Consider the following 14,054-nt stretch of genomic DNA (forward strand, 5'->3'; position numbering starts at 1 on the left):
CATCGAGCCCAAGGAGACTGCCATGCATTCCCAATCCAACCGTCGCACGGCTCGCAGAATGGCCGGCACCGCCGCCGTGGAATTCTCGCTGGTCTTTCCGCTGCTGCTGCTCGTGGTGTTCGGCGTGATCGAGTTCGGTACCGCGCTCTATGACAAGTCCGTCGTCACCAACGCCAGCCGCGAGGCCGCGCGGGCGGGCGTGGTGCTGCACACGCCCTCGCTCACCTCGGGCCAGATCCAGACGGTGGCCTCGAATTACTGCACCAACAAGCTGGTGACCTACGGCAAGGCCTCGAACTGCTCGTTCCCCGGCACCATCACGCCCTGCTCCGTCAGCGGCAACCAGCTGACCGTGCAGGTGGCCTACACCTTCAACGGCCTGGTGCTCGGCCCGATGATCGCGCCGTTCACCGGACCGCTGACCATCAACGCCACCACCACGATGCTGTGCGAATGACACGGCCCCGCTCCGGATTCCCGCCACAAGACGAGGTGTGCGATGACAACCCAAGAAACAAGCAGGACAGGCGCGCGCCGCCAGCGCGGCGCGGTCGGCCTCATCATGCCGGCCATGCTGATCGCGATCTTTTCGGTCGGCGCGCTGGCGGTGGACGTCGCGCGCCTGATCGTGGTGCGCAATGAACTGCAGAACGCGGCGGACGCGGCGGCCCTGGCCGGCGCCGCGGGCCTGTATCCGACCAACCCGACGCCCAACTGGAGCAACGGTGTCACGCAGGGCACCAGTGCCGTCAAGCTGAACAAATCCAGCAACGTGCAACTGGTGAGCGGCACCGTCCAGGCCGGCTACTGGAACCTGACCGGCACGCCGGCCGGGCTGCAATCGCAGTCCATCACGCCCGGCGCCAACGACGTGCCCGCCGTGCAGGTCACCATCAACCGCAGCGCGGGCAACAACGGCGGCCCGGTCGCCACCCTGCTGGCGCCGATCTTCGGCGCGCTGTCGGCCAACTCCTCGGCCACGGCGGTGGCGGTCATCGCCGCGCCCGGCAGCGCGGGGCCGGGCGCGCTGTTCCCGCTTGCCATCAGCAAGTGCCTGTATGACCTGTACTGGAACTACGCCACCGGACAGCCCAAGATCGACCCGTCCACCGGCAAGCCCTACGTGTTCCAGATCAACACGAGCTACCCGTCCTCATCCAATTGCACAAGCGGAGAGTGGACCGGGTTCAACGGCCCCACGGATGCATCCACGCTCAAGGGCCTGGTCCAGAACGGCAACACCTCGACGCTCAGCATCGGGAACATGATCAACACCGCGCTGGCCTCGGGGGTCAAGAGCAGCGTCTACATGGCCATCCCCAGCACGCCGCTGAACGTGACGATTCCAGTGGTGAATCCGCTGAGTCCGGGGGCCAGCGAGCCGATCTACGCCTTCGCCGGCATCCAGATCACCAAGGTCGTCTGCTGCGGGACCAACTCCACCATCTGGGCCTCCTTTATCTCGAACTGGAAAGTCTCCAATAGCGGGGGCGGAACCGGCCCCTATTACGGCGCGTACGTGCCGCCTCGATTGGCGCAATAGCGCCGCCGCTTGCGGTTGCGGAGTAGCAGCCGCCACACGGCCGGCAAGGTCCCCCCGACGGGCCGGCCGTGTTTTTTTCCCCTGGCCTATCCAATATCAGTCCGCATCGCTGCCGCCGTGCGTGCGGTCGAAACGGCGCAGGGTTTCGATGCGCTCGCAGTCGCGCGGGCAGCACCGCGCGGGCCGCTCGCAGGGCTTCGGCCGGCGGCGGCACTTCACGCCGGAAGGCACCACCAGCCTCAGTACGCTTGCCTTGCGAAGCCGGACGCATATCGCTCCGGCAGTGGCCACGCTCTCGTTCTGCAACAGCACGTTCAGCATTGCGCGCACCCTCGTGTCCGGCGTGGTGGTGCCGGGGCATGCGTCGATGCTGCTGTGCTTTGGCGGGCCACAGTCGATCGGCCTGGGCGTGGTGGAGTACGTCGCCCGCATCGACGGCGAGGGCAGGAAGCGCCCGGTCGATCAGGTGAAGCGCCGCGACCCGGCACGCCAAGCCTGCGCGAGCGGGCGGCAAGCGTAGCGCCACACTCCGCCGGATAGTTCAATCGTCATGCTGGAGGTGGGTTGGACACGCTTCCCGTGGGAACCAAAAGACTGGGCAGGGCACCAATCAACAACTCCGCGCAAACGGTTTCCGTTGCACTGCTCCGGGGGAAATGTTCGCTAACATTGTCTCGACTGGAGGTCACCGCGATGCCACGGATCCCGCTCAAGCCAGCGGAGGTACGCATTACCATCCCCGAACTGAACCGTGTGATCGGCGTCCTGCAATGCAGCTATGACGTTGATGTCCGGTCCGACCAGGAGGGTTACTGGACCGTACATTTCACCATCGGGGATCAGCGGTACGGGCTGGCCACCGTGCGCGGCGGCATCAGACGGTGGCGGCAACTCGATTCAGCCCTGCTCTTCCTGCAGGAGCAATGCGGTCAATGCCGGAGCGTGCGGCTGCATACCGCCTTATGGACGCTTTCGTCTGATGGCCAATCGCTGGAAAGGCCGCATCGCCCCGACCTGAGAGCCACCCCACAAAGCACCCGCGACAAGCATCGCCAGCACGCCGCTCAAAACGAAGACGAAGGGGATGCCCACCAGGCCGGATAGCGCCGCACCAGCCAAAGGCCCCAGGACCAGGACGGCAAGCTGAACGCTTCGGGCGGTTGCGCTCACCGTTCCGATTGCCTGGGGTGGGCATTGCTGCTGCATCGTGACGCCGAAGCTCATGGCCGTCAGGCCATAGAAGCAGCCGTTCGCTATCCAGAACGCCAGCAGAACCCCGGCCGGGATGGCGATGTCGGCGACCGCCAGCACCCCGGGTATCGCCACGGTCAATCCAAAGGCGGCCAGACCCATCGTTGCCGTCCCTTGCGCGCTTCTCGAGTGGACCCGCTTGAACACCAATGCGCCGAGAATCGCACCGGCGGCGGTGCTGCTAACGATCATGCCGAAAACCGCCGTGGGCATGCCTTTCCCTTTGAGAAAGAGCGCCAGCAGGGGGTCATACAGGGCGAGCACCGCGGTCTGCGCGATGGCGGCGATGAATGCCATCCTGAACGTTGCGTTGTCGCGGACCAGGGACAGCAGCGCTTGCAGATGGCGCGGAGCCTGCCGGCTCGCCTCATCGCGCTTGGACATGTCCACCTGCTTGCGCAGGAGGCCGACACAGAGGGTGCCGGCCAAGCCCAATCCCGCGGACAAACCGAACCCCGCGACCGGATGATGCAGGCTGGCCATGCCCGCACCCAGCAGCGGTGCGCAAATCTTTGTCAGTTGATCGATGGTCGTCATGATGCTGGCATTGGAGACGAACTGCGCCTTCGACAGCATCGAGCGCACCACGACCTGCTCCGCCGGGGCGGCCCCAAGGTTGGCCAAGCCCTTGATCAGGACGAGCAGGACGAAGAGGTTCACGTCCGGGGCGACCATCAGCAACACCGAACTGAGGCAGCGCGCCAGATAGCTGACGATCAGTATCGTGACCGGGTTCAGACGATCCGCCAGCGCCCCGAAAAACGGGCCGAGGAGCAAGCCCGGCAGGCCGTACAGGGCGGACGCCACGCCGATCATGACGGCGTCGGCGTGCCAGTGATAGCTGAGCAGCGAGAAAATCAGCGTGAAGTCCACCCAGACGATGCCCGAGCTGAGCACACGGGCCGCCATCAATGCCCGGTATCCCGGTACGCTGCTCAACATCGTCATGCACTCACCATAACCATAGGGTTGGATCCGCCTTGTTCACGGCTGAACAGGACGCCTTCGACGACGAAGCCGTCCAGCCCCATGTACCCGGCGCCAATCGGTCGCCCCAGGGGATCGACGCCGGCAGACCAGCCGCTGATGACGATCGCCTCGGGTATCTCGGATGTGTGCCGCATCGCCTCAATCAGCTCGGTGGCACCGATCGGCGCATAGCGATTGCCGGAATCCTTCTCCGCTTCAAACGAAAATTCGAGCTGCCCGTTTGCAATGTAGGCCAGATTTCCATCATGGCCGGGTTTCATCGCCAGCAAACGCATCATGGCTCCCGGGTCGCCAGTCCACGCAATGTGCTGAGCGCCGCTCGCGCCACTGCGCCATCCCCTTTGCCTGCCCCCAGGAAAAACATGACCGACTCGACATTGGTATCGAGATCCAGGAGCGGATTGATTTCGTGATCGATGAAGTAGCCTGTCGGCCAGGACTGAATGCCCTTTGCCGTGCACACGAGCGGGAATGTCTGCGTCAAGCAACCGATGTCCAATAGCGCCACGCGGTATGCGCGAGAGTGCGGATATTTCCACCACATCTTGTCGAATCGCGACGTTACGAACACGCCATACGAGAGATCGTTCGCGAAATTCTGGGCGCACAGCAGCGGCCCGAGCTGCTCGGAATCAAAGCCACGCCTGACGACGGACAACTCGTGCCGATGGGAACGATAGTGATAGATGCCCGGTGCCAAACCGGTGACTCGCATCGCCCCGGCCACATGCACGCCAGCGGCGATGCCTCCCGAGACGCCAAACCGAAATCGAAATACCCAGGTCGGGGAGGCGCGTCCGGACCCGGTGCGTCAATCCGCATCGCTGCCGCCGTGCGTGCGGTCGAAACGGCGCAGGGTTTCGATGCGCTCGCGCGTGAGCGGGTGGGACGAGAAGAATCCGGAGGCATCATCGCGGTCTTCCTCCTTCCTGCCGGCGCCGCTGCCGGTGCCGCGCGCGCCGCCATGGCTGTCTTCCAGCGCCTGCAGCACGTCCGCGAACGCGGCCACCGACAATCCGTTCGACTGCAGCATCCGCGCGGCATAGCGGTCGGCGTCGCGCTCGTAATCGCGCGAGTAGCGCAGCGTCAGCATGGTCGCCGGCACGCCGGCCAGGATGGTGGAGATATCGCCGAACAGCAGCGCCGCCGTCGCGCCGATGGCGGACGACTGGATCAGCTGCCGCAGGCCGTGCCGGTACTCGACGTGGCCCGCTTCGTGCGCCAGCACGCCCATCAGGCCGTCGCCCTCGCCCACCAGCCTGACCAGCGCGTCGGTGACGATGATGTCGCCGCCGGGCAGCGCGAAAGCGTTGGCGCCGAGCTTGCCCGCGTCGCGGAACGCGATGGTGTAGGCATGCGTGGCATCGGGCGCGCGCAGCGCGGCAAACCGCGCGCGGATGCGCACCTGCTGCGCCTGCGGCAGCTTGCTGGGCTCGAGCCAGTGCTGGTCGAAGGCCGCCAGCGAGGCGTGGCCGAGCTGCGCCTCCACCCGCTGCGGCACCATGCCGGCCAGCACCTTGGCGCCCCACGGCAAGCCATAGCGATACCCCAGCACCAGCACGGCCAGCGTGAGCGCCAGCGCTCCCAGCGCCAGCCGCCAGCTGTTCTGCGCCCGCACCACCGCACCTTCGCGGTAGCCGGTCCGGTGCAGCAGCGCATTCAATGCCTGCTGCTCGGCCGGATCGGCGATCTCGCAGAAGGCGCCATCCTCGAACGTGACCAGGCGCGGCGCATGCTTGACGCGCTCCGACACCCGCAGCGCGGACAGCGGCGCACGGCGCACCGGCACGCCCTCCGGGTCGAACAGGACCGCCTCGCCCTGCTCGACCGCCAGACGCACCGGCTGCGCACGGGACGTGCGGCCATCGAAATACGTGGCGAGAATCATGCGCGCGCCCTCATCCCGCCGGCCTCACAGGGCGATGTCGATGTCGTACCAGTCGACCGCCGCATCGCCCAGCGCCCCCACCCGGGTAGACTCGCCGGCGACGAAGGTGTCGAGCGAGCCCGCGGCCAGCATCGTCACCGATTCCAGCTTGTAGCGGGCCGAGCGCACGCGCGCGAAGGGCGTGAACAGGCCCAGCGTGACGATGAGCAGCGCGGCATTGGAGATAAAGATCCAGAACAGCTTGCCCGCGCTCACCTGGCTCTGGAAGCGGTGCGCGCCCAGCGTGGTGTGGTTCCACACAACGTTCTGCAGCCGCGCCAGGAAATACGGCCCGAGAAACAGCATGGCCGCATACATGGCCAGCACCATCAGGCTGACCGCGATGGCCCGGCCGCCGGACGCCGCGCCGGCTGCCGCGGAAACGCCCGCCAGGACGACCACCACGCCCACCGCCATCACCGCCAGGATGGCCATCCCGAAGGTGCGCAGATAGACGCCGTAGAACTGGCCGGCCGTCGCGGAGAAATCAAACGACGTGGTCCCGAAGCGCGTGTTCCTGTGCTGATACTGCTTGAAGCGCTGATGCGCGAACGGCGCCAGCAGATTGAACGTGAACACCGTCAGGACCGGCCACAGCAGGAAGACCTTGTACGCCTGCGCGTCCTTGCCGGTGAAGGCGAAGCGCAGGCCCCGGTAGCTGGAATTCGCCATGCGGAAGCGCAGCGACCGCACCAGCAACCACGGAAACACCAGCCCGATCGCCGCCAGCAGCAGCAGCGTCAGCACCGGCGACACCTGGCCCGACAGGTTGAACGCCAGCGCCAGCACAAAGATGATCGCCCGGCCCTTGAGAATGGCGGTCGGGCTGCCGTGGTAGTCGAAGCTCGCACCGCCCAGTTGGGTGTTGCGGTAGAAATACTGCAGCGTGCGCACCTTGGCCCACGCCGAATAGATGCCCAGCGTCACGATGGTCAACAGCAGGTTGACGATCCAGATACGGAAGTACTCCGAGCCGCTGCCGCAGAAACGCACCCTCAACGGTTGCGGGACGGCCGGAGCCGGGGCGCCGCCCAGTACGGGCTCACGTGCGATGTCGTTCATCTGATGACCCTTCCCTTTGGATTGTTGTTCGTCCGCCGCGCGGCGGTGCGAGCCGATTGTAGCCAACGGCGTCCCGTACCGCTGCTCACTCGGCCTTAATAATCCGGCCACCGGACAACAAAAAACCCCGCAGGCTCGCACCCGCGGGGTTTTTTGTTCGGAACGGCCGCCTGCGCGAGGCGGCCGGGCCCGGATTGCCGGAAGGCTGATTACATCATGCCGTCCATGCCGCCCATGCCACCCATGCCGCCCGGCATTGCCGGAGCTGCATCGTCCTTCGGCAGTTCGGCCACGGCGCAGTCCGTCGTCAGCATCAGCGATGCGACCGAAGCGGCGTTCTGCAGCGCGGTGCGGGTCACCTTGGTCGGGTCCAGCACGCCCATTTCCACCAGGTCACCGTACTCGCCGGTGGAGGCGTTGTAGCCGTAGTTGCCCTTGCCTGCGATGACGTTGGCCACCACCACCGAAGCCTCGTCGCCAGCGTTCGTGACGATCTGGCGCAGCGGCTCTTCCATGGCGCGCAGCACGATCTTGATGCCGGCGTCCTGGTCAGCGTTGGCACCCTTCAGGCCGGAGATCAGCGCACGGGCACGCAGCAGCGCAACGCCGCCGCCAGCCACGATGCCTTCTTCCACGGCAGCGCGGGTAGCGTGCAGGGCGTCTTCCACGCGGGCCTTCTTTTCCTTCATTTCGACTTCGGTGGCCGCGCCAACCTTGATCACTGCCACGCCGCCGGCCAGCTTGGCCACGCGCTCTTGCAGCTTCTCACGGTCGTAGTCCGACGTGGCTTCCTCGATCTGGGCGCGCACTTGCTTGACGCGCGCTTCGATGTTGCGGGCATCGCCGGCGCCATCGATGATCGTGGTGTTTTCCTTGCCGATTTCCACACGCTTGGCTTGGCCCAGATCGTTCAGGGTCGCCTTTTCCAGCGTCAAGCCGACTTCTTCAGCGATGACCTGGCCGCCCGTCAGGATGGCGATGTCTTCCAGCATGGCCTTGCGGCGGTCGCCGAAGCCCGGAGCCTTGACGGCGGCGGTCTTCAGGATGCCACGGATGTTGTTGACCACCAGCGTTGCCAGGGCTTCGCCTTCGACATCTTCAGCGACGATCAGCAGCGGACGGCCGGCCTTGGCCACTTGCTCCAGCACCGGCAGCAGGTCGCGGATGTTGCTGATCTTCTTGTCGAACAGCAGCACGAACGGGTTGTCCAGCTGAACAACCTGCTTTTCCGGGTTGTTGATGAAGTACGGCGACAGGTAGCCGCGGTCGAACTGCATGCCTTCCACGACGTCCAGCTCGTCTTCCAGCGACTTGCCGTCTTCCACGGTGATCACGCCTTCCTTGCCCACCTTGTCCATCGCTTCAGCGATGCGCGCGCCGATCGACTCGTCGCTGTTGGCCGAGATGGCGCCAACCTGGGCGATTTCCTTGCTGGTGGTAGTCGGCTTGCTGATCTTCTTCAGCTCTTCGACGGCAGCGGCGACGGCCTTGTCGATGCCGCGCTTCAGGTCCATCGGGTTCATGCCGGCGGCCACGTACTTCATGCCTTCGCGCACGATCGACTGGGCCAGCACCGTGGCGGTGGTGGTACCGTCACCGGCGTTGTCGCTGGTCTTGGAAGCCACTTCCTTGACCATCTGCGCGCCCATGTTCTGCAGCTTGTCCTTCAGCTCGATTTCCTTGGCGACCGACACGCCGTCCTTGGTCACGGTCGGGCCACCGAAACTGCGCTCCAGCACCACGTTGCGGCCCTTCGGGCCCAGGGTCACCTTCACGGCGTTGGCGAGGATGTTGACGCCCTCGACCATCTTGGCGCGTGCGGCATCGCCGAACACTACGTCTTTAGCTGCCATCTTCAGAATCTCCGAATACTTTGGGTGTTGCCCGCGCAGACCGCGCGAGCAATGAGGAATGGGTTACGCGTAAGCGATTGCGACCGAGCGCGCGCTTACTTCGTCACCACGGCCATGATGTCTTCTTCGCGCATGACCAGCAGTTCCTGGCCATCCACCTTCACGGCCTGGCCGGCGTACTTGCCGAACAGCACGCGGTCGCCAACCTTGACGTCCAGCGCGATCGGGTTGCCCTTGTCGTCTTTCTTGCCCGGGCCGATAGCCAGCACTTCGCCCTGATCCGGCTTTTCTGCGGCGGCGTCGGGAATGACGATGCCGGATGCGGTCTTCGTCTCGTTGTCCAGGCGCTTCACGATCACGCGATCATGCAAGGGACGCAGATTCATACAAACTCCTCGATGCAAAGTGAGTGTTTATTCACAAAACGCGCCGCTCAAGTGCGGCGCTCAGGAAGCTTCGGCGGCGGGAGCAAGTTGTTAGCACTCCCTCCAGGCGAGTGCCAATTATATGGACGGGGTGTGACTATTTCAAGAACGGGGGGGACCAGCTGTCGGTTGTTGTCGAGATTCACTCAACGCTGAACTTTGTTCGCTCAACTCTGAACTCTGCGCTGCGCCTGTCTGACCGCACGGCAAAAAACAGCTTTCCCATCAATAGGTTAGCGAAATTGGAGATGGTGGAGATTTGGCGCGAAAGGGGCCGAGGATTCGCAACGATCGAAGTTCACGCGAAGTCGAGCCGCTCTTCAGAGCGGTGCGAAAGAGATTAATGCGTCACAAAAATAGTTTCACTTTCCGAATGGCGGACCGATGTTGACCTCTCGTCTGTCGTCTGTATACCCAGAGGGATGCCGGCGTCCACTCTTGGCCGATAGCGGACGCCGGCCTTCTGTACGCGATCCGCTGTGCTGCCGATTCTATTTGCGCGCAGGTTACGACAGGTCCTGCCCAATCATCATTCGATGCCCATCCGGCGCCCCCACAAGAAACTCGCGCATGCCGTGGGGTTGGTTGGCTGGAGGTTGCAGGATGATGGCGCCGCGACCGACGAGTTCCGCATGAAGCGCGTCGGCGTTCGCCACTGTGAGGTAGCCAAAGTAACTGTGGTCGCCGGTTGCTGAAGGCAGCATCGCATCCGGGCAGTGTCCGATCATGATGCGCACACTCCCTCTGGTAGCCAATTTCCAACCCATGCCGTCATGGCCAGTCCAGCCGGAAACCAAGCGCATCACGAAAGTACGAGGCACTGGCTTCGAGGTCCCGCACTGCGAGCACGAAAGAGAAAGAACTGAGGTCGGTAAGCGCGTTAGCCAATGTGTCACTCCATTTAGAGTCGGCCCGTAGATTGTCAGCCATTCTGCCCTGTGTCGAATGACGCTTCATGGCCGGGTTCGGAATAACCTTCTTCACATACCAACGTCGTGCTTGCCCTTAGCCTTTCACATAGGAACGCGGAGCCCAGCATCGAGCTGAGCTCTGCGTTTCATTTCGCGGTTCTGCCTCTCTTTGCCCCACTAGCATCACAGGTCGCGAGCCCGCTGACGCATGACGGCGCGTAACAGCGGGCGCCGTGAGGGGATCCGTCGCACAAAGCCACTACAATAGCGCCCCTTCGCCGGTGGCGCCCGCTCCTGATATCCCGTGCAGGCGCATGCCTCCCGCTGCACTCGAGAAGCCACAATCCTATGATGTCAAACGCTTGCGGCGTCGATTTCGGCACGTCCAACTCCACCGTCGGCTGGCTGCGCTCGGACGCACCCACCCTGCTGCCGCTCGAAGACGGCAAGGTTACGCTGCCTTCCGTCATCTTCTTTCACGCCGAAGACCCGCTGGTCAGCTACGGCCGTGCCGCGCTGACCGACTATCTTGCCGGCTACGAGGGCCGCCTGATGCGCTCGCTCAAGAGCCTGCTCGGCACGTCGATGATGGACGACAGCACCGAGGTCATGGGCCAGGCCATGCCCTTCCGCAAGCTGCTGGCGCATTTCATCGGCGAACTCAAGAGGCGCGCCGAGCGCGCCGCCGGCCATGAATTCCGCCGCGCCGTGCTGGGCCGCCCGGTGTTCTTCATCGACGAAGATCCCAAGGCCGACCAGCTCGCCGAAGACACGCTGTCGGAAATCGCGCGCGACGCCGGCTTCGACGAGATCGCCTTCCAGTACGAGCCCATCGCCGCCGCGTTCGACTACGAGGCCGGCATCAGCGGTGAAGAACTTGTGCTGGTGGCGGACATTGGCGGCGGTACGTCGGACTTCTCGCTGGTGCGCCTGTCGCCCGACCGCGCGAAACGCCCTGACCGCCGCGAGGACATCCTCGCCAACGGCGGCGTTCACATCGGTGGCACCGACTTCGACCGCGCCTTGAGCCTAGCCAACGTGATGCCGCTACTGGGCCTGAACAGCACGCTGCGCAACGGCAAGGCGATGCCGTCCGGCCAGTATTTCGACCTGGCGAGCTGGCACACCATCAACCACGTGTACACGCGCAAGGCGTGGGCGGTGGTGATGGACAATTACCGAGATGTCGCCGACACCGAAAAACTCGACCGCCTAATCCGCCTGATCCGCGAGCGCGCCGGCCACTGGCTGGCCATCCAGGTGGAAGACGCGAAGATCGCGCTGTCGGACGTCCCGGTGGCGGAGATCGACCTGCAGCGCATCGCGCCCGAGTTGAAGCAGCCCGTCACGCGCGAGGATTTCGACCAGTCGATTGGGAAGCTGGTCGGCAAGACGGTCTCGACGGTGCAGGCGATGCTGAAGACGGCGGGCGTCGCAGCGGAAACGGTCGATACCATTCTCTTCGCCGGCGGCTCCAGCGGGGTGCCGTTGCTGCGCGAGCAACTGGCGCAAGTGCTGCCGTCGGCGCGGCGCGTCGAGGGCGACCTGTTCGGCGGGATCGGTTCTGGCCTGGCGCGCGATGCGGCGCGCAAGTTTAGCTGACGGGCTGAAAGGCTGAGGGACGGCGGGACGTTTCGAGCGTATCGAACCATTCGGGCTGGGATAGCCGATTTTTATCTCCTTCGCTCCATCCTATCGGAACGCGCTCAAAGAGACGTGGATGTTCTTCTCATCGACATGCTGGCGCAGCAGCGTTCCCGCTATTTCGGAGACCATGATTGGGCGCGACCTGTGGTCGAAGCGATCCTCACACTCAATCCTTCCCGTTTCTATGACCTGCTCGTATTCACGGTCTCCCTAGCGGCAAACGCCATGGAGCGTCGAGAGGGCCTGACATGGCTCTTAATTGCCGCCCGCTATGGGCGCCGATCGTCGTTGGCCGAGATTGTTGGTTTCGCAAAGTCGCAACCAGAGGACGTGCAACGCCTGCTCTTGCCCGTCTTGCTGCTAGACGGCGGACGTGCCGCGCTTGCGCTTGCCCGACGGCGAAACAAATTTTATTGCGTTGATTACTTCGGTCCTGGGGCAACAGTGGAGCGACCTGCTCGCACGGGGCAACTTGCCGTCGCCATCAGACGCAGCCCGATGGCTCCACACGAGTCTGATGAATGATCCGTCGCCAGCGGGCATTCAGCGATTGCTGAACCGAGTTCAAACACCCCTTCTGCACGCGGCAGTCGTTAGAGCCTTTCGCCTTTGCGGTCGCACTCAGGAAATCGAAGACATACTGGCCAGCACGTCTTCAGTTTGGTTGCTCATGTTCGAAACCTCATTGAAAATCGGGCCGTGCTCACAGAGGCGACTGAACCCGTGAAGTCGGTGGTAGACCGACGGCCATTTGCTAAAGGGATGTGCTGCCCACACGAAGCCTGACTTGAGCCCGGGCGGGCGCGAATTAGAAAGTAAGGACCACCCGGCCCGGAGTACGCAAACCATGCTCGACCGCCGTGATTGTTTCCACGGCGTCGGAGAATGGCTTTTCCAGGCCGATAGTCGGCTTCAGGGTGCCTTGCGCCGCCAGTTGCGCGATCTCGGCGAGATGCCGCAAAGCCATCGTGGCAAACACGAGTTTGTAGCGACGAGTCAACATGCCTCGCAGCAGGCGGCGCGGTGTCGGATTGATGTCGACGAAGACGCCCCTCGGCTTGAGCATCGATAGCCCGTGGCCGACTGGTAGCGTGCCAGCGGTGTCGAAGATCACATCAAATGGTCCCTCCGCGGACCAGGAATCTGGATCGGCATAATCAAAAATGCGATCCAAACCGGCCTTTCTTGCGCGCTCCATCGACGTGCGGCTACACGTGCCCGCTACCTGCGCGCCGTTCGCCATAGCAAGCTGTGCCGCCATTGCGCCAACCGCGCCAGTACATCCATTGATCAACACACGCTTGCGGCTAGACACCTGCCCCTTGAGCAACACGGCAGCCCACGCTGTCGCGCACGGGATCGGCAGGCAAGCTGCCTCTTCAAAAGAGAGCTGCGACGGCTTCCTGACGAGGTTGGTAGAGGCTGTGACCAGCGCTTCGGCGAAAGCGTCGGGGCGCTTGACGTCCATGGTGCCTAGCACCTCGTCGCCAACGTGGAACGTGTCCACACCCTCGCCGACTGCCTCGACCACCCCCGCGAAGTCGGAACCCATCCCTTTGGGGAACCGTTTGTCCATGAACAACCGCATGGCCCCCTGACGCTGTTTCCAGTCCAAAGGATTGATGGCGGCGGCTTTGACACGAACCAGAACCTGCCCCCGCTTGGGCTGCCGTACCTCGTACTTTCCGACGCGCATGGCATCGGCACTGCCGTAACGATCAAACTGAACCCGTTTCATGCACGCCCCAAAATTTGCACTCAGCGCACACAATAATGCACTGAGTGCAATGTTGCAAGCAGTGCAATGGGGCTGCTACGATGCGGGCATGCCGAACATGAACAGTCAGTCAGAGGATCGTGCGCAGGACGGACTGCGCGAAAGGAAGCGTCGCGACACGCTGCAACGCATCGCGCAAACGGGGCTCGATCTCTTTATCGCCAAGGGTTACGAAGCCACAACGCTTGATGACGTCGCCGCGGCCGCCGGCATTTCCAGGCGGACCTTCTTCCACTACTTCACATCGAAAGACGAGATCCTGCTCGCCTGGCAAGGCGGGCTAGTCGACGCCCTGTACGACGCGGTGCTGCAAGCAGCGACAGACCAATCGCCCCTTGAAGCATTGTGCGGTGCGCTGCAGAAGCTGGCGTCGCACTTTGATGCAGAGAAGGCGATCGACATCGCGAGGGTTCTCCGCTCGAGCGAGCAGCTGCGCGCAGCCAACCATGCCAAATTCATGAACCTGGAGAACGCCGCGTTCGAGGCGCTGTGCCGGCTTTGGCCGCAGCGCGGCCGTCGCGGACTCCTTCGAATGGTGGCGATGGCGGGCCTCGGCGCGTTTCGCGCCGCAATCGATGAATGGGTTGATGAAGGTGGGAAAGAGTCGCTCACCAAGCGGATTGAAAAGACGTTCGAGAATTTGCGCTCGGCGGTGCAGTGACCTTGTA

15 protein-coding genes are annotated in these 14,054 nt (G+C 63.8%); 6 read left to right on the plus strand and 9 right to left on the minus strand.

Annotation, left to right across the window (positions count from 1 at the left end; genetic code table 11):
- Positions 1 to 22: 22 nt before the first annotated feature.
- The 3 genes from GO999_RS13345 (at position 23) to GO999_RS13355 (ending at position 2,063) form a co-directional block, all read left to right on the plus strand.
- Positions 23 to 457: a TadE/TadG family type IV pilus assembly protein gene (locus GO999_RS13345; protein ID WP_011000606.1), complete on the plus strand. Its 435-nt coding sequence runs from the start codon at positions 23 to 25 to the stop codon at positions 455 to 457.
- A 42-nt stretch (positions 458 to 499) separates the two neighbouring features.
- Positions 500 to 1,543, plus strand: coding sequence for a TadG family pilus assembly protein (locus tag GO999_RS13350; protein WP_211906302.1), 1,044 nt, complete (start codon positions 500 to 502; stop codon positions 1,541 to 1,543).
- Positions 1,544 to 1,691: 148 nt separating this feature from the next.
- Positions 1,692 to 2,063, plus strand: coding sequence for a hypothetical protein (locus GO999_RS13355; protein ID WP_211906303.1), 372 nt, complete (start codon positions 1,692 to 1,694; stop codon positions 2,061 to 2,063).
- 440 nt (positions 2,064 to 2,503) lie between these two features.
- Here the strand turns inward: GO999_RS13355 and GO999_RS13360 are convergent, their stop codons facing one another.
- The 8 genes from GO999_RS13360 to GO999_RS24745 form a co-directional block, all read right to left on the minus strand.
- Positions 2,504 to 3,742 carry an MFS transporter gene (locus tag GO999_RS13360; RefSeq protein WP_211906304.1) on the minus strand — a complete coding sequence of 413 codons (1,239 nt, stop codon included), beginning with the start codon at positions 3,740 to 3,742 and terminating at the stop codon, positions 2,504 to 2,506.
- Positions 3,739 to 4,062, minus strand: a complete 324-nt coding sequence (locus GO999_RS13365; protein WP_016727095.1) for a hypothetical protein — start codon at positions 4,060 to 4,062, stop codon at positions 3,739 to 3,741. The genes GO999_RS13360 and GO999_RS13365 overlap by 4 nt, the downstream gene beginning before the upstream one ends.
- The gene (locus GO999_RS13370) at positions 4,059 to 4,499 is read right to left on the minus strand and encodes a SagB family peptide dehydrogenase (RefSeq protein WP_016723460.1); all 441 of its coding nucleotides are present in this window, start codon (positions 4,497 to 4,499) and stop codon (positions 4,059 to 4,061) included. Before GO999_RS13370 ends, GO999_RS13365 begins: the two co-directional genes overlap by 4 nt.
- A gap of 96 nt (positions 4,500 to 4,595) precedes the next feature.
- Positions 4,596 to 5,672: a M48 family metallopeptidase gene (locus GO999_RS13375; protein ID WP_211906305.1), complete on the minus strand. Its 1,077-nt coding sequence runs from the start codon at positions 5,670 to 5,672 to the stop codon at positions 4,596 to 4,598.
- A gap of 24 nt (positions 5,673 to 5,696) precedes the next feature.
- Positions 5,697 to 6,773 (minus strand): YjgN family protein, encoded by a 1,077-nt coding sequence (locus GO999_RS13380; RefSeq protein ID WP_011000600.1) that lies wholly within the window; start codon positions 6,771 to 6,773, stop codon positions 5,697 to 5,699.
- Positions 6,774 to 6,982: 209 nt separating this feature from the next.
- Complete coding sequence (groL, locus tag GO999_RS13385; RefSeq protein WP_011000599.1) at positions 6,983 to 8,626, minus strand: chaperonin GroEL; 1,644 nt, start codon at positions 8,624 to 8,626, stop codon at positions 6,983 to 6,985.
- A 95-nt stretch (positions 8,627 to 8,721) separates the two neighbouring features.
- A complete protein-coding gene (locus GO999_RS13390) occupies positions 8,722 to 9,012 on the minus strand; it encodes a co-chaperone GroES (RefSeq protein ID WP_011000598.1) in 291 nt (96 codons plus the stop codon).
- A 545-nt stretch (positions 9,013 to 9,557) separates the two neighbouring features.
- Positions 9,558 to 9,788, minus strand: coding sequence for a VOC family protein (locus GO999_RS24745; RefSeq protein WP_231137490.1), 231 nt, complete (start codon positions 9,786 to 9,788; stop codon positions 9,558 to 9,560).
- A gap of 522 nt (positions 9,789 to 10,310) precedes the next feature.
- Between GO999_RS24745 and GO999_RS13400 the strand changes: the two genes are divergently transcribed.
- Both GO999_RS13400 and GO999_RS13405 read left to right on the plus strand, forming a co-directional pair.
- Entirely contained in the window at positions 10,311 to 11,564 is a 1,254-nt protein-coding gene (locus GO999_RS13400) for an Hsp70 family protein (RefSeq protein WP_075465225.1), read from the plus strand.
- A gap of 114 nt (positions 11,565 to 11,678) precedes the next feature.
- A complete protein-coding gene (locus GO999_RS13405) occupies positions 11,679 to 12,134 on the plus strand; it encodes a hypothetical protein (RefSeq protein WP_135006017.1) in 456 nt (151 codons plus the stop codon).
- Between the two features lie 283 nt (positions 12,135 to 12,417).
- On the opposite strand, the gene GO999_RS13410 is transcribed toward GO999_RS13405, so the two are convergent.
- Positions 12,418 to 13,347: an NAD(P)-dependent alcohol dehydrogenase gene (locus tag GO999_RS13410; protein ID WP_211906306.1), complete on the minus strand. Its 930-nt coding sequence runs from the start codon at positions 13,345 to 13,347 to the stop codon at positions 12,418 to 12,420.
- Positions 13,348 to 13,435: 88 nt separating this feature from the next.
- Between GO999_RS13410 and GO999_RS13415 the strand changes: the two genes are divergently transcribed.
- Complete coding sequence (locus tag GO999_RS13415; protein WP_249215034.1) at positions 13,436 to 14,047, plus strand: TetR/AcrR family transcriptional regulator; 612 nt, start codon at positions 13,436 to 13,438, stop codon at positions 14,045 to 14,047.
- The last annotated feature ends 7 nt before the right edge of the window (positions 14,048 to 14,054 follow it).

Source organism: Ralstonia nicotianae (genome assembly GCF_018243235.1).
GTDB classification, from domain to species: domain Bacteria; phylum Pseudomonadota; class Gammaproteobacteria; order Burkholderiales; family Burkholderiaceae; genus Ralstonia; species Ralstonia nicotianae.

What these genes read in the sequence shown, in the direction of transcription:
- GO999_RS13345 (WP_011000606.1), top strand. Translation starts at nt 23, where the DNA reads ATGCATTCCCAATCCAACCGTCGCACGGCTCGCAGAATGGCCGGCACC.
- GO999_RS13350 (WP_211906302.1), top strand. Translation starts at nt 500, where the DNA reads ATGACAACCCAAGAAACAAGCAGGACAGGCGCGCGCCGCCAGCGCGGC.
- GO999_RS13355 (WP_211906303.1), top strand. Translation starts at nt 1,692, where the DNA reads ATGCGCTCGCAGTCGCGCGGGCAGCACCGCGCGGGCCGCTCGCAGGGC.
- GO999_RS13360 (WP_211906304.1), bottom strand. Translation starts at nt 3,742, where the DNA reads ATGACGATGTTGAGCAGCGTACCGGGATACCGGGCATTGATGGCGGCC.
- GO999_RS13365 (WP_016727095.1), bottom strand. Translation starts at nt 4,062, where the DNA reads ATGATGCGTTTGCTGGCGATGAAACCCGGCCATGATGGAAATCTGGCC.
- GO999_RS13370 (WP_016723460.1), bottom strand. Translation starts at nt 4,499, where the DNA reads ATGCGAGTCACCGGTTTGGCACCGGGCATCTATCACTATCGTTCCCAT.
- GO999_RS13375 (WP_211906305.1), bottom strand. Translation starts at nt 5,672, where the DNA reads ATGATTCTCGCCACGTATTTCGATGGCCGCACGTCCCGTGCGCAGCCG.
- GO999_RS13380 (WP_011000600.1), bottom strand. Translation starts at nt 6,773, where the DNA reads ATGAACGACATCGCACGTGAGCCCGTACTGGGCGGCGCCCCGGCTCCG.
- groL (WP_011000599.1), bottom strand. Translation starts at nt 8,626, where the DNA reads ATGGCAGCTAAAGACGTAGTGTTCGGCGATGCCGCACGCGCCAAGATG.
- GO999_RS13390 (WP_011000598.1), bottom strand. Translation starts at nt 9,012, where the DNA reads ATGAATCTGCGTCCCTTGCATGATCGCGTGATCGTGAAGCGCCTGGAC.
- GO999_RS13400 (WP_075465225.1), top strand. Translation starts at nt 10,311, where the DNA reads ATGATGTCAAACGCTTGCGGCGTCGATTTCGGCACGTCCAACTCCACC.
- GO999_RS13410 (WP_211906306.1), bottom strand. Translation starts at nt 13,347, where the DNA reads ATGAAACGGGTTCAGTTTGATCGTTACGGCAGTGCCGATGCCATGCGC.
- GO999_RS13415 (WP_249215034.1), top strand. Translation starts at nt 13,436, where the DNA reads ATGCCGAACATGAACAGTCAGTCAGAGGATCGTGCGCAGGACGGACTG.